The sequence below is a fragment of the Histidinibacterium lentulum genome, from assembly GCF_003789055.1.
Taxonomy (GTDB): domain Bacteria; phylum Pseudomonadota; class Alphaproteobacteria; order Rhodobacterales; family Rhodobacteraceae; genus Oceanicola; species Oceanicola lentulus.
The window spans coordinates 93,496-112,646 of the sequence record NZ_ML119092.1; the positions used below are offsets into that span (position 1 = coordinate 93,496).

24 protein-coding genes are annotated in these 19,151 nt (G+C 70.3%); 5 read left to right on the forward strand and 19 right to left on the reverse strand.

Translation table 11 applies throughout. The features are described from left to right. Position 1: 1 nt before the first annotated feature. From EAT49_RS21750 to rlmJ, 11 genes are all read right to left on the reverse strand, one after another. Positions 2–127 (reverse strand): hypothetical protein, encoded by a 126-nt coding sequence (locus tag EAT49_RS21750; protein WP_281274748.1) that lies wholly within the window; start codon positions 125–127, stop codon positions 2–4. 153 nt (positions 128–280) lie between these two features. Next, on the reverse strand, positions 281–1,585 hold the full coding sequence (locus EAT49_RS19210; protein WP_123643928.1) for an NAD(P)/FAD-dependent oxidoreductase: 1,305 nt from the start codon (positions 1,583–1,585) through the stop codon (positions 281–283). 4 nt (positions 1,586–1,589) lie between these two features. Then, positions 1,590–2,942 (reverse strand): glutamine synthetase family protein, encoded by a 1,353-nt coding sequence (locus EAT49_RS19215; protein WP_123643929.1) that lies wholly within the window; start codon positions 2,940–2,942, stop codon positions 1,590–1,592. After that, a complete protein-coding gene (locus tag EAT49_RS19220) occupies positions 2,939–3,616 on the reverse strand; it encodes a type 1 glutamine amidotransferase (RefSeq protein WP_123643930.1) in 678 nt (225 codons plus the stop codon). The genes EAT49_RS19215 and EAT49_RS19220 overlap by 4 nt, the downstream gene beginning before the upstream one ends. Before the next feature lie 118 nt (positions 3,617–3,734). Next, entirely contained in the window at positions 3,735–5,060 is a 1,326-nt protein-coding gene (locus EAT49_RS19225) for a glutamine synthetase family protein (RefSeq protein ID WP_123643931.1), read from the reverse strand. 5 nt (positions 5,061–5,065) lie between these two features. Next, positions 5,066–5,878, reverse strand: a complete 813-nt coding sequence (locus EAT49_RS19230) for an ABC transporter permease (RefSeq protein ID WP_123643932.1) — start codon at positions 5,876–5,878, stop codon at positions 5,066–5,068. A 103-nt stretch (positions 5,879–5,981) separates the two neighbouring features. Next, entirely contained in the window at positions 5,982–6,866 is an 885-nt protein-coding gene (locus EAT49_RS19235; protein ID WP_123643933.1) for an ABC transporter permease, read from the reverse strand. 47 nt (positions 6,867–6,913) lie between these two features. Further along, positions 6,914–7,642, reverse strand: coding sequence for a transporter substrate-binding domain-containing protein (locus tag EAT49_RS19240; RefSeq protein ID WP_123643934.1), 729 nt, complete (start codon positions 7,640–7,642; stop codon positions 6,914–6,916). Positions 7,643–7,799: 157 nt separating this feature from the next. Further along, positions 7,800–8,576 carry an ABC transporter ATP-binding protein gene (locus EAT49_RS19245; protein WP_123643935.1) on the reverse strand — a complete coding sequence of 259 codons (777 nt, stop codon included), beginning with the start codon at positions 8,574–8,576 and terminating at the stop codon, positions 7,800–7,802. A 175-nt stretch (positions 8,577–8,751) separates the two neighbouring features. Then, entirely contained in the window at positions 8,752–9,195 is a 444-nt protein-coding gene (locus tag EAT49_RS19250; protein WP_123643936.1) for a tellurite resistance TerB family protein, read from the reverse strand. Between the two features lie 6 nt (positions 9,196–9,201). After that, positions 9,202–9,990 carry a 23S rRNA (adenine(2030)-N(6))-methyltransferase RlmJ gene (gene rlmJ / locus EAT49_RS19255; protein ID WP_123643937.1) on the reverse strand — a complete coding sequence of 263 codons (789 nt, stop codon included), beginning with the start codon at positions 9,988–9,990 and terminating at the stop codon, positions 9,202–9,204. Between the two features lie 116 nt (positions 9,991–10,106). Here rlmJ and EAT49_RS19260 point away from each other — a divergent pair, with 116 nt between their 5' ends. After that, positions 10,107–10,871 carry a MipA/OmpV family protein gene (locus tag EAT49_RS19260; RefSeq protein ID WP_246003913.1) on the forward strand — a complete coding sequence of 255 codons (765 nt, stop codon included), beginning with the start codon at positions 10,107–10,109 and terminating at the stop codon, positions 10,869–10,871. A gap of 65 nt (positions 10,872–10,936) precedes the next feature. Here EAT49_RS19260 and EAT49_RS19265 read toward each other — a convergent pair whose 3' ends face one another. Beyond that, positions 10,937–11,551, reverse strand: coding sequence for a helix-turn-helix transcriptional regulator (locus tag EAT49_RS19265; RefSeq protein ID WP_123643938.1), 615 nt, complete (start codon positions 11,549–11,551; stop codon positions 10,937–10,939). A 137-nt stretch (positions 11,552–11,688) separates the two neighbouring features. On the opposite strand from EAT49_RS19265, the gene EAT49_RS19270 reads away from it, so the two are divergent. The 4 genes from EAT49_RS19270 to EAT49_RS19285 are packed head-to-tail and all read left to right on the forward strand — an operon-like array spanning position 11,689 to position 14,177. After that, positions 11,689–11,913 carry a twin-arginine translocase TatA/TatE family subunit gene (locus EAT49_RS19270; RefSeq protein WP_123643939.1) on the forward strand — a complete coding sequence of 75 codons (225 nt, stop codon included), beginning with the start codon at positions 11,689–11,691 and terminating at the stop codon, positions 11,911–11,913. Between the two features lie 22 nt (positions 11,914–11,935). Beyond that, the gene (gene tatB / locus EAT49_RS19275; RefSeq protein WP_123643940.1) at positions 11,936–12,460 is read left to right on the forward strand and encodes a Sec-independent protein translocase protein TatB; all 525 of its coding nucleotides are present in this window, start codon (positions 11,936–11,938) and stop codon (positions 12,458–12,460) included. Beyond that, positions 12,457–13,341, forward strand: a complete 885-nt coding sequence (gene tatC / locus EAT49_RS19280; protein WP_123643941.1) for a twin-arginine translocase subunit TatC — start codon at positions 12,457–12,459, stop codon at positions 13,339–13,341. The genes tatB and tatC overlap by 4 nt, the downstream gene beginning before the upstream one ends. Beyond that, positions 13,338–14,177 carry an ATP-binding protein gene (locus EAT49_RS19285; RefSeq protein WP_123643942.1) on the forward strand — a complete coding sequence of 280 codons (840 nt, stop codon included), beginning with the start codon at positions 13,338–13,340 and terminating at the stop codon, positions 14,175–14,177. The genes tatC and EAT49_RS19285 overlap by 4 nt, the downstream gene beginning before the upstream one ends. A 56-nt stretch (positions 14,178–14,233) precedes the next feature. Here EAT49_RS19285 and EAT49_RS19290 read toward each other — a convergent pair whose 3' ends face one another. From EAT49_RS19290 to EAT49_RS19320, 7 genes are all read right to left on the reverse strand, one after another. Beyond that, positions 14,234–15,433, reverse strand: coding sequence for a peptidoglycan DD-metalloendopeptidase family protein (locus EAT49_RS19290; protein WP_123643965.1), 1,200 nt, complete (start codon positions 15,431–15,433; stop codon positions 14,234–14,236). A gap of 78 nt (positions 15,434–15,511) precedes the next feature. Beyond that, entirely contained in the window at positions 15,512–16,153 is a 642-nt protein-coding gene (locus EAT49_RS19295; protein ID WP_281274749.1) for a protein-L-isoaspartate(D-aspartate) O-methyltransferase, read from the reverse strand. Next, complete coding sequence (gene surE, locus EAT49_RS19300; RefSeq protein ID WP_123643943.1) at positions 16,150–16,935, reverse strand: 5'/3'-nucleotidase SurE; 786 nt, start codon at positions 16,933–16,935, stop codon at positions 16,150–16,152. Before surE ends, EAT49_RS19295 begins: the two co-directional genes overlap by 4 nt. 137 nt (positions 16,936–17,072) lie before the next feature. Next, positions 17,073–17,723 carry an SDR family NAD(P)-dependent oxidoreductase gene (locus tag EAT49_RS19305; RefSeq protein ID WP_123643944.1) on the reverse strand — a complete coding sequence of 217 codons (651 nt, stop codon included), beginning with the start codon at positions 17,721–17,723 and terminating at the stop codon, positions 17,073–17,075. A gap of 31 nt (positions 17,724–17,754) precedes the next feature. Then, positions 17,755–18,312 (reverse strand): hypothetical protein, encoded by a 558-nt coding sequence (locus tag EAT49_RS19310; protein ID WP_123643945.1) that lies wholly within the window; start codon positions 18,310–18,312, stop codon positions 17,755–17,757. Then, positions 18,309–18,665 carry an iron chaperone gene (locus EAT49_RS19315; protein WP_123643946.1) on the reverse strand — a complete coding sequence of 119 codons (357 nt, stop codon included), beginning with the start codon at positions 18,663–18,665 and terminating at the stop codon, positions 18,309–18,311. Before EAT49_RS19315 ends, EAT49_RS19310 begins: the two co-directional genes overlap by 4 nt. 37 nt (positions 18,666–18,702) lie before the next feature. Continuing rightward, a complete protein-coding gene (locus EAT49_RS19320) occupies positions 18,703–18,981 on the reverse strand; it encodes a hypothetical protein (RefSeq protein ID WP_123643947.1) in 279 nt (92 codons plus the stop codon). Positions 18,982–19,151: the final 170 nt, after the last annotated feature.

Here is a 19,151-nt window from a genome sequence, read left to right on the forward strand (position 1 = left end):
GTCAGCCGAGGCCGACGACAAGGGCCCCGAACGCGACAAGCGCGACGGCCGTGATCCAGAGCCAGCCGCGCTGATACAGCTCGCGTTCCGTCCCGCATTTGCCGCAGCGGGCTCCGAAGAACCGCATCCGATGCCCGCAGTCGCGACACCGAAAAAGACGTAGCGTCATGATAAGCTTTCAGAAAATCGTGATGACACCACGATTAGTCCCGGCCTGAGAGAGGCGCCCCGGGATTTTAGGGGATGCTAACTTTTGGACAGGTATCCGAGCGTCGATTGCCTAGATCCCCAGCCGGTCCCGCAGCGAATACCAGGTCATCGCCAGCGTCAGCAGCGGCGCGCGGAAGGCCGCGCCACCGGGGAAGGCCGGCACGGGCAGTCGCGCCAGCACATCGAACCGCGCGGTCCGGCCGAGGATCGCCTCGCCCAGCACCCGCCCGCACAGGAGCGACAGCGCCACGCCATGCCCGGAATAGCCGCCCGCCATCAGCACCCGGTCGGAAGACCGGGCGAGATAGGGCACGCGGTTCATGGTGATGGCGAGGGTTCCGCCCCAGTGATGGGTGATCCCGACACCGCGAAGCTGCGGAAAGAGCCGCTCCATCCGCGCGCGAAGGGCCGTCAGGATGTCCTTGGGAAAGCCGATGGAATAGCTCTCGCGCCCGCCGAAGAGCAGGCGCCGGTCCTCGGAGAGGCGGAAGTAGTTCACCACGAACTTGTCGTCGGCCACGGCCACGTCGCGGGTCAGAACCTCGTCCGCCCGGGCGCCCAGCGGTTCGGTCGCGGCGATGAAGCTGTTGATCGGCATGACGCGCGCCGCATAGGCGCGGTCCAGCCCCGGCAGGTAGCCGTTGCCCGCGAGGATCGCGTGCCCGGCCCTGACGCGGCCCCCGGGCGTCGTCAGCAGCACCCCGGCCCCGGTGTCGTCCACCCCGGTGACCTCGGTCGTCTCGTGGATCACCGCGCCCGCGGCCTCGGCGGCGGCGGCGAGGCCGAGGCACAGCCGGAGCGGGTGCACGTGCCCGCCGTGCTCGTCGAGCATCCCGCCCTTGTAGACCGGGGAGCGGCAGATCGCGGCGAAGTCCTCGCGGTCGAGCCAGGTGGACTGGAAGCCATAGGTCTCGACCAGCCAGTCGGCATAGCGGCGCTTCTCGCGCGCGTCCGCGACGTCCCACGTCCCGTGGAGCAGCCCGGTCGTGAAGCGGGCGTCCGGCGCGTGGCGGGCGGCGGTGCTCGCCACCATGTCCCGCGCCTCGATGCCGATGTCCCAGAGGTGCCGCGCCGTGTCCGGCCCCAGCCGTTTCGCAAGATCCCGCTGGTCCATGTTGAACCCCGCGCTGACCTGCCCGCCGTTGCGCCCCGAGGCGCCGAAGCCAACGCGATGGGCCTCGAGCACGACGACGCTCAGCCCCGCCTCCGCGAGAGTCAGCGCCGCCGACAGCCCGGTGTAGCCCGCCCCGACGATGGCCACGTCGGCGGTCCGCTCTCCCTCCAGCGCCGGGCGCGGGGGGGCGGGCGTCGCCGTCTCGGCGTACCAGCTCGCCGGATATTCCCCGGCGCGGTCGTTGCGGTGGAGCGGGTTCATGGGCCTAGACGTTCAGCAGCAGATGCTCGCGCTCCCAGGGGGAGATCACCTGCAGGAACTCGTCGTATTCCGCGCGCTTGACCACGGAATAGACCCGCGCGAACTCGGGATGCAGCACCTCGTGCAGGTCCTTGGCGGCATCGAAGAGGTCGAGCGCGGCATAGACGCCCCGCGGGATCGCGTCCTCGGCCTCGTAGGCGTCGCCGTGGAACCGCTTGTCCGGCCAGATTTCCTGCATCAGCCCGAGATACCCGCAGGCGAGCGATCCCGCGATCCCGAGATAGGGGTTGCAGTCCATCCCCGCGATCCGGTTCTCGATCCGGCGGCTCGCGTGGTCGGAAATCGGCACGCGGATGCCCGTCGTGCGGTTGTCGCGGCCCCATTCGAGGTTGATCGGGGCCGCGTGGTCCTTGACGTAGCGGCGGTAGGAGTTGACGTAGGGCGCCATCAGCGCCACCGCGCTCGGCAGATGCTCCTGCAACCCGCCGATGAAGTGGAAGAAGGCGTCCGTCTCGCCGCCCGCGGGCCCCGAGAAGATGTTGCGCCCCTTCTCGTCGATCACCGAGTGATGGACGTGCATGGCGCTTCCGGGCTCGCCCTCGATGGGTTTCGCCATGAAGGTGGCGAAGCAGTCGTGCTTCAGCGCGGCTTCCCGGATCAGCCGCTTGAAGTAGAAGATCGTGTCGGCGAGCGTCACCGGATCGCCGTGGCGCAGGTTGATCTCGAGCTGGCCCGCGCCGCCCTCCTGGGTGATGCCGTCGATCTCGAAGCCCTGGATCTCCGCCCATTCGTAGATGTCGTCGATGACCGGGCCGTATTCGTCGACGGCCGTCATGGAATAGGCCTGCCGCGCGGCGGCGGGTCGGCCGGTGCGGCCGGTCATGGGCTCGATGGCCTTTGCGGGGTCGATGTTGCGGCCGATCAGGTAGAATTCCATCTCGGGCGCCACCACCGGGTGCCAGCCCTGCGCCTTGTAGAGCTCGACCACCCGTTTCAGCACGTTGCGGGGTGCCGTGGGCACGGGCTGGCCCTTCTGGTCGAAGGCGTCATGGATCACCTGAAGCGTGCCGTCCTCGGCCCAGGGGGCGGCGGTGGCGGTGGCCATGTCGGGCTTCAGGATCATGTCGGGCTCGGTAAAGCCGTCGGTGGCGGCCTCTCCCCAGTCGCCTGTGATCGTCTGGTAGAAGATCGAGTTGGGCAGGTGGAAATGCCGGAGCGTGGCGAATTTCGTCGCCGGGACGGCCTTGCCGCGGGCGATGCCCGGCAGGTCCGCGATGACGCATTCCACCTCGTCGAGCCTGTGCCGCTCGACATAGGCCTGGGCGGCGGGGGGCAGCTTGTCGGTCCAGTCGGTCATGCCCGGCGCTCCGTGAAGAAGCGCGAGATGCGCTCGGCGAGGGCCGCGTTGGCCACCGGCGCTCCGATGCTGGCGCGCGCGGCCTCCAGCCGGTCGGAGGGCAGGGCGTCGCCCCGGTGCGCGATCAGGCCCTCGAGGAAAGGCCGGTCGAACTCGGGATGGGCCTGCACGGTGAACGCCCGGTCGCCGTAGAGGAGCGCGGCGTGCCGGCAATGCGGATGGGTCGCCAGGGTGCGCGCCTCCGCGGGCGCCTCCGTCACCTGATCCTGGTGCCAGGCGTGGAGCGGGACCTCCTCGCCCTGCCAGTCGTAGACGACGCGGCCCGCGGACCATCCGCCCGCGAACTTCTCCACCTTGCCGCCGAGGGCCTGGGCCAGCACCTGATGGCCGAAGCAGATGCCCACGATGGGCACGCCTGCGCCATTGGCGGCGCGCAGGAAGGTCTCGAGCAGGGGGATGAACGGCAGGTCCTCGTAGGCGCCGTGGCGTGAGCCGGTGACGAGCCAGCCCTGGGCGGCCTCGGGGCCGGGGGGAAACTCCATGTCGACCACGTTCCAGGTCGAGAAGGTGAAGTCGCGCCCCTCGAGAAGCCGCTCGAAGAGCTGCGCGTAGTCGCCGTGGTCGTGGGCCAGTGCCTCGGGGGCATGGCCGGTCTGAAGGATGCCGATGTGCATGAAACACCTGGGTGAGGAATGGAGCGAAACTAAGCCTGCCGCGGAGTATGCTCAAGCCCCCGCCGACCTGCGGCAATCCGGGCGGGGGTGGAACGGGTCGGCGCCTCGCCCGCCCGGGTCACACCGTGTCGAGGTAGAGGTCCACCTTCTCGCGCTCGGAGAGTTCTGCGACGTAATGCAGTTCCTGTCGCTTCGTCGCGACGAAGTTCGACACCAGCTCACGCGGGAAGATGCGCGCCACCTGCGGGCAGCTGTCGAAGGCGTCGATGGCCTCGGCCCAGGTGCCCGGAAGCTGCGGCAGGTCCTGCGCATAGGCATTGCCGGTGACCGGCGGTGGCGGTTCGACGGCGTCCTCGAGCCCGGCGAGCACCCCGCCGAGGATCGCGGCGAGCATCAGGTAGGGATTCACGTCGCCCCCCGCCACGCGGTGCTCGATCCGGCGCGCGGCGGGCGCGCCCGCGGGCACGCGCAGCGCCACGGTGCGGTTCTCGTAGCCCCAGCCCACCGAGGTGGGCGCGTGGCTGTCGGGCACCAGCCGGTCGTAGGAGGTGGCATGGGGAAAGAACACCAGCGTCGAGCCGGGCATCGCGGCGAGGCATCCCGCCACCGCGTGCCGCAGCGCGTCCGACCCCTGCGGGCCGCCGTCGTCGAAGATGTTGCGCCCCTCGGCATCGAGCACCGAGACATGGACGTGCATCCCGTTGCCGGAATAATCCTCGTAGGGCTTCGCCATGAACGACGCGGCAAAGCCGTGCTTGCGGGCGATGCCGCGCACCAGGAGCTTGAAGAGCCAGGCGTCGTCGGCCGCCTTCATCGCGGTCTCGTGGCTCAGGTTCACCTCGAACTGGCCGATCCCCGCCTCGCTGATCGCGGTGTCGGCGGGAATGTTCATGTCCTCGCAGCCGTCGTAGATGTCGGTGAAGAAATTGTCGAAGGCATCGAGGGCGCGCAGGCTCAGGATCTCGGCGCCCTGCCGCCGCTTGCCGGAGCGGGGGCTGGGCGGCACGCGCAGGCGCGGGCCGGTGTCGTCGATCACGTAGAACTCGAGCTCGGTGCCCACGACGGGCGTCAGCCCGCGGGCGGCGAAGCGGTCGAGCACCGCCGCCAGCGCATGGCGCGGGTCGCCGGCGAAGGGAGTGCCGTCCTCGCGGAACATCCAGAGCGGCAGAAGTGCTGTGGGCGCATTCAGCCAGGGCATCGGCAGGAAGCCCCGCTCGGTGGCGCGCGCGACGCCGTCGGGATCGCCGCTTTCGAAGACGAGCGGGCTGTCGTCGATGTCCTCGCCCCAGATGTCGAGATTCAGGACAGAGAGCGGAAAGCGCGTCCCGCTGGAGATGGCCGATTCCGCGGTGCGGCGGGGCAGGCGCTTCCCGCGCGCCACGCCGTTGAGATCGGCCGCGGCCACGCGGATGGTGCGGATGTCTGGATGATCGCCGAGGTTCATGTCTGTCAGCGCATCAGCGCTGCTCCGGGACGCAGGCGCAGACCGCGCCGCTGGTTCTGAGGCAGATGCCTGTTGAGACGGCGGTTGGCCAGCCCCATCGCGCCGATGATCCCGAGCGTGACGAGGATGAAATAGACCGCGAGGATCGGGTAGGGAACGAAGGGATTGAAGGTCTTGTCGGCGAAATAGCTCGCGTAATAGAGCGCGTCGCCCATCTGCTGGCGCGCCGGAAAACCGGAGAAGAAGACGAGCGTCGTGGCGTGGAACAGAAAGATCGCCTCGTTCGTGTAGGCGGGCCATGCAAGCCGCAGCATCGTGGGCCATGTCACACGCCGGAACTTCGCCCATCCCGAGAGGCCATAGGCGTCGGCGGCCTCGAGATCGCCCTTGGGGATGGATTGCAGCGCACCGTGGAAGATCTCGCCGGAATAGGCGGCGGTGTTCAGGAACAGGACCAGCGCCGCCCCGAGCCAGGCGGAGGTGAAGGGATCGAAGAACGGATAGGCCGATTTCAGCGACAGGAAGCTGAAATAGGCGAAGAAGAACTGGATGAAGAGCGGCGAGCCGCGGAAGAGGAAGATGAACCATTCCGAAGGTTTGCGAAGCCAGGGGTTGTCCTGCGCCTTGCCCACGGCCACGGCGGTGGCCAGAAAGAAGCCGGTCACGAGGGCGACAAGCCCGAAATAGACATTCCAGATCATGCCCGAGCCGATGAGGGTGATCTGCTGGCAGAGCGTGAACTCCGACCGCGGCAGGAGCCGCTCCCCGATCCCGAGGGACCTGAGGCCGTAATCGGCGATGGTCTCCCAACAGCTCATGGCGCGGCGCTCCGGGGCGCGCGGGGCAGGGGGGCCTGCCCCCCGTCCGCGGTGCGGACTCCCCCCGGGATATTTCCGGCCAGAAAAGGAGCGGAAGGGGCGCTCATGCGGCCGCCGCTCGGCGCTGGCGTTCGCCTGCCGCAGTGGCCTGGCCGTGGCTCAGCCGCTCTGTCAGCCGGGCGAAGGCGATTTCCGAAACGCGGGTGAAGGCGAGATAGAAGACCAGCAGCGCGAGGAAATACCACATCCGCCAGTCGCCGTGGGGATAGTCCGTGAACTGCGGCGTCTTGGTCCCGCCAAGCTCGCGCGCCCAGTAGACGATGTCCTGCACCCCCAGAAGGAACAGCAGCGGCGTGGCCTTGATCAGCACCATCCAGAGGTTCGACAGGCCCGGCAGCGCATAGACCCACATCTGCGGCACCAGCACCCGCCAGAAGGTCTGGCGCCGGCTCATGCCATAGGCCTCGGCGGTCTCGATCTGTGCCCGCGGCACGGCCTGCATCGCGCCATGGAGCACGTTCGCGGCGAAGGCGCCGAAGACGATGGCGAAGGTCAGCACCGCAAGGAGGAAGCCGTAGGTCTCGTGCACCCATTGCGCGGCATTGCCGAGAGGCAGCTTGGCCTCCGGGCAGACGAGGAAATCATTTCCGCGCCGGATCGGCTGGTCCCAGTCGGGGCAGCGGATCTCGTGGCGGATCCATTCGAAGAACTGGTCGAGGGCGATGACGAAGAAGAGGAAGAAGGCGATGTCGGGCACGCCGCGGACGATGGCGATATAGCCCTTTCCGAGCCAGGAGACCGGGGCCGGTCCCCGCGCCGCCGCCGCCCCGGCGAAACCGAAGGCCAGCGCGAGGGGCGCCGTGATCGCCAGCAGCAGAAGCACCGTTCCGAAGGCGGCGTAGAACGCCAGGTGCTTGCCCGTCGTCAGGTAACAGGCGAACCACGGAAGGCCGTCGAGCGCGGCAGGATCGGTGCAGAAACTGAACATCGGGTGCGGTGGGCAGGATGGGCGCTGTCACCCATCCTGCGCCCGGATCATTCGTAGGTCTGGGTGTCTTCGCCGAACCACTTGATCAGGAGCTCGTTCAGCGTCCCGTCCTCCTTCATGGAGGTGATGGCCGCATCGAAGGCGCCCTGCAGCTCCTCGTCGGTCTCGCGCAGGCCCATGCCGATCCCGCCGCCGAGGGGCACCGGATCGCCGACGAAGATCAGCTCTCCGCCCGAGGCGTCGACGATGGGCTTGAGGAAGTCGAAATCGGCGAAGACCGCGTCCGCCTCGCCGTTCCGCACGGCCGCGACGGTTTCCTCGGGCGTGGCGAATTCAAGAAGCGCCGCGTCCCCTTCGGCCACATGGGCGGCCTGGATCGTGGCGGCCTGCGCCGCGACCACGCCCGACTGCCAGTCGGCATCTTCCGACGCGCCGACATAGGCCGAGGCGGTGGGGGGATAGTAGTTCTGCGTGAAGTCGATGACCTCGTCGCGCTCGTCGGTGATCGACATGCCGGCCATGATCGCGTCATAGTTGCCCGACACGAGGTTGGGGATGATCGAATCCCAGTCGTTCAGCACCCATTCGCAGGTCAGCTCGGCCCGCGCGCAGAGCTCGTTGCCCAGCTCGATCTCGAAGCCGTCGACCTCGCCCGCGTCGTTGAGGAAGTTGTAGGGAGGGTAGGCGCCCTCGGTGCCAAGTCGCACGGTGTCCTGGGCGAAGGCCGCGCCGGCGACGAGCGTGGCGGCGGCTGCGGTGAGTGTCAGCAGTTTCATGTGTCGGTCTCTCCCCTTGGTCGTTCCGGGCCGTGATTGATCCGGCCCTGTCATTGCGGTGCCCCGGAGCGTGGGCGGAAACAACGGCCTTGGCAAGCGCCCGTACGCGCACCGGAGCCTGCTTCCCCGGTGTTCGCCCGGTTTTCGGGCATGTGGTTCAGGCGGCACGGCCCGCACCGAGAAAGCCGCGGAGCCGCTCGGACTGCGGGTTTCCGAACACCGCCTCGGGCGGACCCTCCTCCTCGATGACGCCCTTGTGGAGAAAGACGACGTGGTCGGAGACATCGGCCGCGAGGCGCATGTCGTGCGTCACGATCACCATGGTGCGGCCCTCTTCGGCAAGGGCCTTGATGACCCGCACCACCTCCTGCTCCAGTTCCGGATCGAGCGCGGAGGTCGGTTCGTCGAAGAGCAGCGCCTTCGGCTCCATGGCGAGCGCCCGCGCGATGGCTGCCCGCTGCTGCTGGCCGCCGGAAAGCTGGGCCGGGTAGGCGTCGGCCTTGTCGCCGATGCCGACCTTGTCGAGGTAGGCCCGCGCCGCGGCCTCGACCTCCGCGCGGTTGCGCTTCAGCACGGTCACCGGCGCCTCCATCACGTTCTCGAGGATGGTCATGTGCGCCCAGAGGTTGAACTGCTGGAACACCATCGAGAGGTTGGTCCGGATGCGGATCGTCTGTCTCCGGTCTCCGGGATGACGGTGGGCGCCCTGGCCCTTCCAGATCACCGGCTCGCCGCAGAAGATCACGTCGCCCTGCTGGCTGTCCTCGAGCAGGTTCGCGCAGCGCAGGAGCGTGGACTTTCCCGAGCCCGAGGAGCCGATCATCGAGACCACATGGCCCGCGGGGGCGGTGATGTTCACGCCCTTGAGCACCTCGAGGGCGCCGTAGCTCTTGTGCAGGTTCCGGATCTCGAGGACGGGCAGGTCCGCAGTCATGGGTCAGCCTCCCGGCCTCGGTGACGTCGCGCCGATTGCACCCCAACAACGCGCCGATTGCAACGTTTCCGCGCCGCCCGTCCGGCGCCGGGCCGTCGATTGCCCGGTCTTCGGGCGGAGCGGACACGGGTCGGTGCGGCGCGGCAAACGGCGGCCGCCCGGCGAGTTCCCCGCCTCAGGACCGCCGGTCCTCGATCCGCTGCCGCGCGAGCGCGCTGTCCTGGTCGCTGATGCCCAGCATCGGCGCCACCATCCGAAGGAGCGCATCCTCCTCGTCGTCGCGCACGCCGTCGGCCAGCACGACCTCCCACAGGGCCTCGATCACCCCGGCGCGGTCCTCGTAGGGAACGGCGGCCTTGATCGCACGGGTGAATCGCACGGTGTCGGGCGCGTCATGCTCCAGCCGCTCGGCATCGGCGCGGAGCTTCGCCGCCTCGACCGGGTTCAGCCCGTAGCGCGTCGCGATGATCCGGTCGATGCGGCGGATCTCTTCCACCGCATAGTCGCCGTCGGACTTCGCCAGCCGCACGAGCAGCGCCGTCAGCGCCATCCGCGCGTCCGTGTCGGGCATGGGTTCCGGGTCGGGGGCCGTGAGACGGCGCAGGAGATCACCAAACATGCCGCCCTACCTAGGGCCGGGCCGCTGCCAAGGGAAGAGGGCGGCGAGCCTCTCCAGCTCCGCCTCGAGCCCCCAGGGTGGGTTCACCAGCACAAGCGCCGACCCGATCATCCCGTGTCCCGGCCGCGCGGGGGCAAAGCCGATGCGGTGCACCCGCGCCTCCGGCAGGACCTTCGCCACGGCCGCGAGCCCCTCCTCGTGGGCGCCCGTCGCGAGAAGCGGCATCCACAGGATCAGCACTCCCACGGGCCAGGCCCGGTGCAGCTTCGCGAGGAACCGGGGCAGGGCGGTCCATTCGTCCTTCACCTCCCAGGAGGGATCGACGAGGCACAGCCCCCGTCGCGGGTCGGGCGGGGCCAGCGACAGCGCGAGCGCAGGCCCGTCGGCATGGTAGAGCCGCGCGTCGCGGCCCATGGTGTCTTGCAGGCCGTCGAATTCCTGCGGATGCAGCTCCGCCAGGTGCAGCGCATCGCCCGGGCGCAGCAGCCCGCGGGCGATCAGCGGAGAGCCCGGGTAGGCCGCGGGGCCATGGATGGCCCGGGTGCGCCGGATGACCCGGATCAGGGGGTGGCCCTCCGGAAAGCTCCGCTCCACCGCGCCGATGCCGCGCGCGGCCTCGCCCGTCTTCAGCGCCGCGGCATCGTCGAGCCGGTAAAGACCCCGCCCGGCATGGGTTTCGACATAGCTCAGCGGCTTGTCCTTCTGCGCCAGATAGTCGAGCGCCACGGCAAGCACGCTGTGCTTGTGCACATCCGCCATGTTTCCGGCGTGATAGGCGTGCTGATAGGAGAGCATGGGTCTGACTGCCGTGCAACAGTCCCGCGGGCAAGCGATTTCGATCCGGGTCCGCCGTTGGCAGAATCGTAACCGCCCCCTAGATATTGGGGCACCTCCAGCCGGGACATCCTGCCTTGCATCCAGTCCGCCCCTTTCTCCTCGGCCTTCCGCTCGTGCTTCTGGCCGGGGCCGGCAGCGCGCAGTCGCTCGCGACATTCGGGGACATCTCGCCGCAGTTCACCCTGCGCGCCGGCGTGGCCGCGGAACCGGAGTATTTCGGGTCGGAGGATTACCGGCTCGGCCCGGATCTCGGGTTCTCCAACTTCCGCCTGCGCCTCGGACAGCCGGATGCCGCGGGCTTCGGCATCGCGGGCAGCTTTCGCTACATTCCCGGCCGAAGCAGCGACGACTTCCCGGAGCTTGCGGGTCTCGACGACGTGGACCAGGCGATCGAGCTCGGCTTCGGCATCCGCTACGTCACCCCGTCGGTGGAGGCCTTCGCCGACCTGCGCTACGGCGTGACGGGCCACGAATCGCTCGTGGGCGAGGTCGGCGCCGACGCCGTGTTCCGTCCGTCGGATCGCTTCACCCTGCGCCTCGGCCCGCGGGTGTTCCTGGGCTCCGACGACTATGCCGATACCTATTTCGGGGTCAGCGCCGCGGAATCCGTGGCCTCGGGCGGCGATTTCGCCGCCTTCGACGCCGAGGGCGGCGCGCTCAGCGCCGGGGTCGAGCTTGGCATGACCTACGAGATCAACGACGACTGGGGCATCGACAGCGCGGTGACCTACAACCAGTTCATCGGCTCCGCCGCGGACAGCCCCATCGTCCAGCAGGGCAGCGAGGACAGCCTCTCGGTCCGCGTGGGCGTGACGCGCAACATCTCCTTCGGCTTCTGATCCCGGGCGCGCGGTGCCTTTGCACCGCCGGGCGCGCCGATCCCGCCGGACCGCGGGTCCGCATCCTAGCCCGGGTAGTCCCGCGCCCGCCGTCCCGCCTCGTCCACGAAAAGGCTCGGCAGTCCCTCCAAGGCGCCGATCCGGTCCACCTGAAGCTCCGCGAACGCCCCGGCCGTCTCGTCCCAGACCAGCAGCGTCCAGAGCCGGCCCCAGAACTCCAGCCGGAGCGGCCGCACCACCCGCCCGTCGAGGCGCAGCTTCTGCCGCGCGCGGATCGCTCCGCGAAGCGTGGGGAGATGCCGCAGGGCGCGGGTGGCCGCATCGGCGGGGCGGGGGGCGAGACCGTCCTCCGGAAGGGCCTCGTCGAGCTTCTCCGAAAGCCGCGCCGCCGCGGCCGCGAGATCCGGATCGGCCGCCTGGGCGACCGCGGCAAGCCCGACCTGCAACGCCTCCATCTCGTCGTCCGTCAGGTGCAGCGGCGGCAGGCTGCGCGTCGCGGTGATTCGGTAGCCCGTGCCGCGCGTGCCGGAGACGGGCACCCCCGCCTCCCGCAAGGCGTCCATGTCGCGGTAGATCGTGCGCGGACTCACCCCCAGCGCACCGGCCAGCGCCTCGGCCCGGTGCGGGCCGGGACGGCGCAGCGCGCGCATCAGGTCGGAAAGGCGGTCGGCCCGGCTCATCGCAATGGCTCCTGACAGGTTTCTGTCACGAAATGCACCCCTCCGCCAGCCGCGCAGCCCGAACCGGGCGAATACCGCTGTTCCGCCGGGCGCCGCCCGCCTAGACCCGGGGTCGACCTCAAAGCGGGAGAGACCCCATGCTGAACAACATCGGCCTTCCCGGCCTTCTGCTCATCGCCGTCGTGGTTCTCGTGCTCTTCGGACGCGGCAAGATCTCGTCGCTCATGGGAGAGGTCGGCAAGGGCATCACCGCCTTCAAGCGCGGCGTCGAGGACGGCAAGAAAGAACTCGAGGACGGCACCGACGAGCAGGCCATGGCCGCCCGCGACGTGTCCCCCCACGAGGAAAAGGACAAGGCCTGACCCGGCCGCAGGAGCGTAGCCCATGTTCGGTCTCGGGTGGACGGAACTGCTTGTCATCGGGATCGTGGCGCTGATCGTGGTCGGCCCCGAGGACCTGCCGCAGATGTTCCGCGCGGTCGGGCGGTTCACCGGCAAGGCCCGCGGCATGGCGCGCGAATTCAGCCGCGCCATGGAGGACGCCGCCGATCAGTCCGGCGTCAGGGACATCAACAAGACGATCCGGGCCGCCGCGAACCCCGGCAAGTTCGGCACCGACAGCCTGAAACACGCCGCGGGCCTCGGCCCGGAGACGGAGCGGCTGTCGCAGGAGCGGCTCGAGGCGAAGCGCAAGATCGAGAAACGCGCGGCCGAAATGGCCGAGGAGCGCATGGCCCGCGAGGCCCGCGAGCGGGAGGCCGCCGAACAGGCCGCGGTCGAGGAGGCCGATGACGAGGCCGAGGCCGCGCTCGAGGCCGCCATGGCCGAAAGCGCCGGCGCCCGTCCCGCGGAGACCCTCCGCACGGCCCCCGAACCCGCGCCGAAGTCCACGGGAGACGAGACACGATGAGCCAGGCCGACGAGCTCGAGGACAGCTCCGCCCCGCTGATCGAGCATCTGCGCGAACTGCGCACGCGGCTCATCCACGCCGTCCTGGGGTTCCTCGTCGGCATGGTCCTCTGCTTCACCGTGGCGACGCCGATCTTCAACTTCCTGACCGGGCCGCTCTGCGCCACGCTGGCCGAGCGCGGTCAGAACTGCGACCTGATCTTCATCTCGCCGCAGGAAGGCTTCTTCGTGGCGATCAAGGTCAGCCTCGTCGGCGGGCTGATGCTGTCGTTCCCCTGGATCGCCTTCCAGATGTGGCGCTTCGTGGCGCCGGGGCTCTACCGGTCGGAGAAGGGCGCCTTCCTGCCCTTCATGATCGCCTCGCCCTTCATGTTCGTCGCGGGCGCGGCCTTTGCCTTCTACATCGTCACCCCGCTCGCCTACGACTTCTTCCTCGGCTTCCAGCAGTTCGGCCAGGACGGCGAGGCGCTGCCGGCGCCGGGGGTCGGCTCGGGCCTGTCGGTGGTGTTCCAGGGCTCGGCCCAGGCCTATCTCGACCTCACGATCAAGTTCATCGTGGCCTTCGGCCTCTGCTTTCAGCTTCCGGTCCTGCTGACGCTCATGGGCAAGGCCGGGCTGGTGACGGCCCCGGGCCTGCGCTCCGTCCGCAAGTATGCCGTGGTGGGCATCCTCGTGCTCGCCGCGCTCGTGACCCCGCCGGACGTGATCACCCAGCTCATCCTCTTCGTGGTGGTCTACGGGCTCTACGAGGTGTCGATCCAGCTCGTGCAGCGCGTCGAGCGGAAGCGCGAGGAGGAGCTGCGCGCGGAGGGCGTGCTGGGCGAGAACGAGGGGCTGCACGATCTCTATGCAGACCCCGACGACGAGGCGCCGAAACCGTGACCGACCCCCTGCTGAGGATCGCCGAGGCGCTGGAGCGCCTCGCGCCGCCGCCCGCGCCCGCGCCGGATTTCGCCGCCGCCTCGGCCTTCGTCTGGCATGTGGAGCCCGACCGGCTGGTCCCCGTGCCGCGGGTGAACCGCATCGACGTGGGCCTTCTCGTCGGCGTGGGCCGCGCCCGCGACACGCTGCTCGAGAACACCCGCCGCTTCGCCGCCGGCCTGCCCGCGAACAATGCCCTCCTGTGGGGCGCGCGAGGAATGGGAAAGTCGAGCCTCGTCAAGGCGGTGCACGGCGCCGTTCAGGCAGTGCACGAAGAGCTGAAGATCGTCGAGGTCCAGCGCGAGGACCTCGCCTCCATCGGCCGCTGCCTCGGCCTGCTCCGGGACCGGCCGGAGCGGTTCATCCTGTTCTGCGACGACCTCTCGTTCGGCCATGACGATGCGCATTACAAGTCGCTGAAGGCCGTGCTCGACGGCGGCATCGAGGGCCGTCCGGACAACGTGGTGCTCTATGCCACCTCGAACCGGCGTCACCTGATGCCGCGGGACATGATCGAGAACGAGCGCCAGACCGCGATCTCCCCCTCCGAGGCGACCGAGGAGAAGGTCTCGCTCTCCGACCGCTTCGGGCTCTGGCTCGGCTTCCATCCCTGCGACCAGGACGCCTATCTCGCGATGATCCGCGGCTACTGCGAAGCCTGGGGTGTCGAGATCGACGAGGCGCGGCTCAGGGCCGAGGCGATCGAGTGGCAGGCCACCCGCGGCGGCCGGTCGGGCCGCGTGGCCTGGCAATACTTCACCGATCTTGCCGGCCGCGAGGGCGTGCGGCTGGGCTGAAACGATCTTCTCGAGGATCGTTGCGCGCCCATGATCTTCTGGAAGATCATGGGTCCCTACGGCAGGTAGTTCGCCGGATCGACGCTCTGCAGCCCCTCGCGGGTCTCGAAATGCAGGTAGCTCGGATCGCCCGGCGGAATGCGGGCGATGGTCTGCCCGCGGCTGACCTGCTGGTCCTTCTCCACCGCAAGATCGGTGATGTTCACATAGACCGTCAGCAGGTTGTTCGCGTGCCGCAGCACGACGATCGAGGCCCCGTCCGTGTCCTGGGTGATCGCCGCCACCGTGCCGCTGTCGGCGGCCCGCACGGCGGTGCCGGCGGGGGCGGCGATGTCGATGCCCTCGTTCCGGCCCCGGGCATATTCGCGGATGATCGTGCCCTGCACCGGCATGGCGAGGCGGCCGCTGTCCTCGGGTTCCTCGCGCTCCGCGCCGAGGTCCGGCGTGGGCGGCGCATCCTCCGCCACGGCGGCGGCCGAGGCGGGGGGCGGCTGCTCCTGCGGCAGCGGCGCGGTCGAGGAGGGGGGCAGGGGCGTCGGGCTGCCCGCCCCGGGCACCGTGGCGACCGCGGGCGCCACGGTGGCCGGCGCGGGGGCCGTGCCGCCCGCCTGCGGGATCAGGAGCTGCTGGCCCTCGCGGATCGCGAGGTCCGGGCCGAGCCCGTTCCAGTCGGCCAGCGCCCGCGCCGGCACGCCGTAGAGGCGGGCGATGGAATAGACCGTCTCGCCCCGCTGCACCTGGTGGCGCAGCGGCTCGGCACCCGCCGCCGGGGCCGGGGCCTCGGCCCGGACGGGCGTCGGCGCGGGGGCGCCGCCGTCGGCGCGGTCGATCGCCGCCGAGGCGAGGTCCGTCACGTCGACCGCCCCCGGCGCGGCCAGATCGGAGGTGGGCGCCGTCACGGTCCCGGCGGACGCGGGCAGCACCAGCAGCTCTCCGCGGCGCAGGGTGCTGTCCGGGGTGATGCCGTTGAACCGCGCCAGTTCGGCCGCGTCGAGCCCGAGGCGGGCGGCGAGCTGGGCCACCGTCTCGCCCTGCCGCGCCACGGCGGCCTGGGAATTGGGATAGGTGATGATCCCGCGGGCGTCGGGCTCGGGCCGGGCGGGCAGGTCGCGGGTCACGTCGCTGGTGTTGAACCCGCCGCCGAGCCCGCGCATGTCGAAATCGACGCCGGAGCCGCTGCAGCCCGCCGCCAGCGCCAGCGCGCTCGCGGCCAGCATCCGCCTGATGGGTCGTGCCGTGGGGGTCGCCTGCGCCATCTGCATCGTCCTCATGCCTGCGCCCCGTTCGGCGGGACGTCCGCTCCGTCTCTCCCGGGACCTTCGCCCGGCAGCCGCTCAATCCTCTCCGAGGCCCCCGACCAGAGGCACGAACCGCACCGCGCGCAGCTCCTCGTAGTCGAAGCCCTCGCGGGTCCGGACGACCCGGATCAGCGCCTGGACCGCGTCGGACTGTCCGACCGGCAGCACCATGATACCGCCCTCGCGCAGTTGCGCCAAGAGCGGGCCGGGCGGGTCCTCCGCGGCCGCGGTCACGAGGATACGGTCGAAGGGCGCCTGCTCGGGCAGGCCGAAGCTGCCGTCGGCCACCAGCGCCGTGATGTTGACGAGGTCATGCTCGCGGAACAGCGCCTCGGCCGCCCGCACCAGCCGCTTGTGGCGGTCCACCGTGTAGACGCGCCGGGCGAGCAGGCTCAGGATCGCGGCCTGGTAGCCCGAGCCCGTGCCCACCTCCAGCACCTTGTGCCGCGCGTCGACCTCCAGCGCCTGGGTCATCAGCCCCACCACGGAGGGCTGGCTGATGGTCTGCCCGCAGGAGATCGGCAGCGGCATGTCCTCGTAGGCGCGGTCCGAGAAGAGCCCGGTGACGAAGCGCCGCCGGTCGATCCGCTCCATGGCCTCGAGCACCCGCTTGTCCGTGACGCCGCGCGAACGCAGGGCGAAGAGGAACTGCATCTTGCGCTCCGCCTCGTCGGTCACGTCAGAGCCGCCTCCAGCGGGTCCAGCGCGTCATGGGCCGTGAGATCCGCGCGCATCGGCGTGACGGAAACCCAGCCGTCGAGATTGACCGCCGCGTCCGAGCCCTCGGCCGGCCGCACCGTCTGGTCGCCGCCCCGGACCCAGAGGAACCGCCGCCCGCCCGGCGAGAGCATGCCCTCGACGGAGTGGAAGACGCCCGGTCGGAGGCCCTGCGGCGCGGCCCTGAGCCCCTTCACCGCCTCGCCCGGCACCGGGGGGAAGTTGACGTTGTAGAAGGTCGTGTAGCCGTCCCCGCCCCAGTCGCCATGGGCGAGGATCCGCCGCACGGTCTCCACCCCCCAGGCGCGGGCGGCCGAGAACGGGTCCGCGCTGCGGGCATTGTCGGGACCGTAGTACTGCGACAGTGCGATGGACGGCAGCCGCTGCAGCGCACCTTCCATGGCGCCGCCGATGGTGCCCGAATAAAGCGCGTTCTCGGCGGCGTTGTTGCCCCGGTTCACGCCCGAGAGCACCAGATCCGGCCGCTCTCCCCCCAGCACATGATAGATCCCCGCCAGGACGCAATCGGCCGGGGAGCCCTCGGCGGCATAGCGGCGGGGGGCCAGTTCCGCGATCATGGTGGGGTGGACGTAGGAGATCATGTGGCCCACGCCCGACTGCTCGAAGGCCGGCGCGACCACCCAGACCTCGCCCTCCTCGCCCGCGATCTCCGCGGCGATGGCCTCGAGCACCTTCAGCCCCGGGGCGTTGATCCCGTCGTCATTGGTCACGAGAATGCGCATGGATCACCTTTGCCGACTTCCCCGCCTCCTAAGCGAGAGCCGCCCTGCCCGCAAGCGCGCCCCGAGGAAAGGCGCGCCATCCCCCGTCCTCATCTGGCCGGAAATACTCGAAAAAGACGCCCGCCGCCCGCGCGGCGTCAGCCCAGGATCGCGGGCAGGAGCCGCGCCGCCTCGGCCTCGGGCGGGGTCAGCAGGCCGCGGTCCTCGCCGGGATGGAACCGCGCGCGGGTGGCTGTGGGCATGGGCCGCGGCTCGAGGATCGCGACCTGCGGCCCGGTCTTCCGTGTCTCCTCGCGCCAGCTTTCCGCCATGGCGATCTGCGCGGCCTTGGTCGCGCCATAGGCGGCATGGAACGGTCGTCCGCCCTGGGGATCGGCAAGGAACACCGCCCGGCCCTCCGCCCCCAGAAGCGGCGCGGTGTAGCGGATCAGCCGCGCCGCGGCCTCGACGTTCACCGAAAGGCTCTTCGTCAGCTCCTTCTCGGCCACATGGGCCGCGGGCGACATCGGCGCGGCATGGACGGCCGTGTGCACCCAGAGCGCAAGCCGCCCCCAGCGCTCGAAGATGGACCGGCAGAGCTGCTGCATCGCCGCGTCCACGGTGATATCCATGGGCGCCAGCGTCGCCTCGCCGCCCGCCGCGCGGATGCGGTCGTCGAGCTCCTCGAGCGCGCCCACGGTGCGGGCGCAGGCGACGACGTGATGGGTGGGGGCGAGGGCGAGCGCAATCGCCGCCCCCAGCCCGCGGGAGGCGCCGGTGATCAGGGCGGCGGGTCGGCTGTCTGTCATGGCGCTCCCTTGGCGCGGGCGCACCGGGGCGTCAAGGCTCGCTTGCGTTGTGCCTCAGCCGGATCTCCGCCTGAGCCGCCCCGAGGTCGCCCTCCGCCCCGATCCAGTCGAGAAAGCGCGGAAACTCCTCCTCCAGCGTCTCGAGCGACAGCGCCATGACATGGGCGCGCCGGGCGAGAAAGGCGGTGATGTTGGCGGTGACCGTGGCGACATAGTCCCGGGCGATCTCGATCCTCGGCTGATCCGGCCTCTTCCAGGCGGCGCCCAGAAGGATGCCGTTGCGATAGGCCTGAAGGATCCCGGGGTTCGCCCGCCGGGCAAAGCTGCGGGCCACCGCCTCGGGATCGCGGGTGAGGTGCACATAGGCGGCCCGGTCGCCCCATTCGGCCTCGATCCGGCCGAGAAACCACGCAAGCCGGTTGTCGCATTCGATGTGCGCCTCGGGATAGGCCAGCCGCGCCGGGCCCGTCAGATGGCTCAGCGTCTCGTGTCCCGCCGTATGGCTCGTCAGGTGTCCGCAGGCCCGCGCCAGCGTGGTCGAGCCGCAGCGCCCGGTGTTGAGCACCAGGATGGTCGTCGGGACGGTCATCCGCCGATCTCCGCGCGGCGTTCCGCGATCACGAGGCGGATCAGTGACAGCGGCGGCAGCCGGTCCGGCGGGAACGTCAACGCCCCGGGCGAGAAGCTGAGCCCCGCCGCCGCGATCTCCGCCGAGAGCCGGTCGAGGACCCGGCCCGAAAAGGGATAGAGCGACAGATGCCCCTTGGCGGCCCCGTAGCCCGCGACGAGTTTCCGCTCCCGGAACCCGGGCAGGCCGTAGGCCATGACCTCGGCGGCGCCGGGCAGTTCCGCCGCCAGCACGCCCCGCAGCCGCGACAGCGCCGCGCGCTCCGGCCCGGACAGGGTGGCGAGATAGGCGTCATGGTCGGCCGGGCGCGTCATGCCCGGAACCCTAGCGGCGCCGGATGGCGGAATGAAGTCAGCCCGCGGGCATCGTCAGGACGGTGTCCCACACGCCGCCCGAGAGCACCACCTGGCCCTGTCCCACGGCCGCGATCCGGCCCGAGGGCGTGTCGTCGCCCGTGGTCGCCATGGTCACCTCGCCGCCATCATGGCGGATCAGCGCGCGGGCGCCCTCGGGTCCCTCCACGATGCCGAGAAGCGCCGGGCCCCGGTCGGGCAGCAGGCCGCTCTCGGTGGCCGCCGCCTCGGTCTCGGAGGTGGGCGCGCCGGAAGGGGGAAAGCTCTCGAAGTGCATTGGTCGGTCCCGTGATCTGAAGGAACCGTCCCGAAGGCACGCGCCCCGGCTGAACCCGGGATCTGGGGATATCGCCCCCGGAACGGTCCGGGCCGTATCGGGCCTTCCTGCGCGGGGCGAAAGGCCGATGCTGCAGGGCAGCGAAAACCGGCGCGCGCGCCGCGTCACCC

What these genes read in the sequence shown, in the direction of transcription:
- EAT49_RS21750 (WP_281274748.1), bottom strand. Translation starts at nt 127, where the DNA reads ATGCGGTTCTTCGGAGCCCGCTGCGGCAAATGCGGGACGGAACGCGAG.
- EAT49_RS19210 (WP_123643928.1), bottom strand. Translation starts at nt 1,585, where the DNA reads ATGAACCCGCTCCACCGCAACGACCGCGCCGGGGAATATCCGGCGAGC.
- EAT49_RS19215 (WP_123643929.1), bottom strand. Translation starts at nt 2,942, where the DNA reads ATGACCGACTGGACCGACAAGCTGCCCCCCGCCGCCCAGGCCTATGTC.
- EAT49_RS19220 (WP_123643930.1), bottom strand. Translation starts at nt 3,616, where the DNA reads ATGCACATCGGCATCCTTCAGACCGGCCATGCCCCCGAGGCACTGGCC.
- EAT49_RS19225 (WP_123643931.1), bottom strand. Translation starts at nt 5,060, where the DNA reads ATGAACCTCGGCGATCATCCAGACATCCGCACCATCCGCGTGGCCGCG.
- EAT49_RS19230 (WP_123643932.1), bottom strand. Translation starts at nt 5,878, where the DNA reads ATGAGCTGTTGGGAGACCATCGCCGATTACGGCCTCAGGTCCCTCGGG.
- EAT49_RS19235 (WP_123643933.1), bottom strand. Translation starts at nt 6,866, where the DNA reads ATGTTCAGTTTCTGCACCGATCCTGCCGCGCTCGACGGCCTTCCGTGG.
- EAT49_RS19240 (WP_123643934.1), bottom strand. Translation starts at nt 7,642, where the DNA reads ATGAAACTGCTGACACTCACCGCAGCCGCCGCCACGCTCGTCGCCGGC.
- EAT49_RS19245 (WP_123643935.1), bottom strand. Translation starts at nt 8,576, where the DNA reads ATGACTGCGGACCTGCCCGTCCTCGAGATCCGGAACCTGCACAAGAGC.
- EAT49_RS19250 (WP_123643936.1), bottom strand. Translation starts at nt 9,195, where the DNA reads ATGTTTGGTGATCTCCTGCGCCGTCTCACGGCCCCCGACCCGGAACCC.
- rlmJ (WP_123643937.1), bottom strand. Translation starts at nt 9,990, where the DNA reads ATGCTCTCCTATCAGCACGCCTATCACGCCGGAAACATGGCGGATGTG.
- EAT49_RS19265 (WP_123643938.1), bottom strand. Translation starts at nt 11,551, where the DNA reads ATGAGCCGGGCCGACCGCCTTTCCGACCTGATGCGCGCGCTGCGCCGT.
- EAT49_RS19270 (WP_123643939.1), top strand. Translation starts at nt 11,689, where the DNA reads ATGCTGAACAACATCGGCCTTCCCGGCCTTCTGCTCATCGCCGTCGTG.
- tatB (WP_123643940.1), top strand. Translation starts at nt 11,936, where the DNA reads ATGTTCGGTCTCGGGTGGACGGAACTGCTTGTCATCGGGATCGTGGCG.
- tatC (WP_123643941.1), top strand. Translation starts at nt 12,457, where the DNA reads ATGAGCCAGGCCGACGAGCTCGAGGACAGCTCCGCCCCGCTGATCGAG.
- EAT49_RS19290 (WP_123643965.1), bottom strand. Translation starts at nt 15,433, where the DNA reads ATGGCGCAGGCGACCCCCACGGCACGACCCATCAGGCGGATGCTGGCC.
- surE (WP_123643943.1), bottom strand. Translation starts at nt 16,935, where the DNA reads ATGCGCATTCTCGTGACCAATGACGACGGGATCAACGCCCCGGGGCTG.
- EAT49_RS19305 (WP_123643944.1), bottom strand. Translation starts at nt 17,723, where the DNA reads ATGACAGACAGCCGACCCGCCGCCCTGATCACCGGCGCCTCCCGCGGG.
- EAT49_RS19310 (WP_123643945.1), bottom strand. Translation starts at nt 18,312, where the DNA reads ATGACCGTCCCGACGACCATCCTGGTGCTCAACACCGGGCGCTGCGGC.
- EAT49_RS19315 (WP_123643946.1), bottom strand. Translation starts at nt 18,665, where the DNA reads ATGACGCGCCCGGCCGACCATGACGCCTATCTCGCCACCCTGTCCGGG.
- EAT49_RS19320 (WP_123643947.1), bottom strand. Translation starts at nt 18,981, where the DNA reads ATGCACTTCGAGAGCTTTCCCCCTTCCGGCGCGCCCACCTCCGAGACC.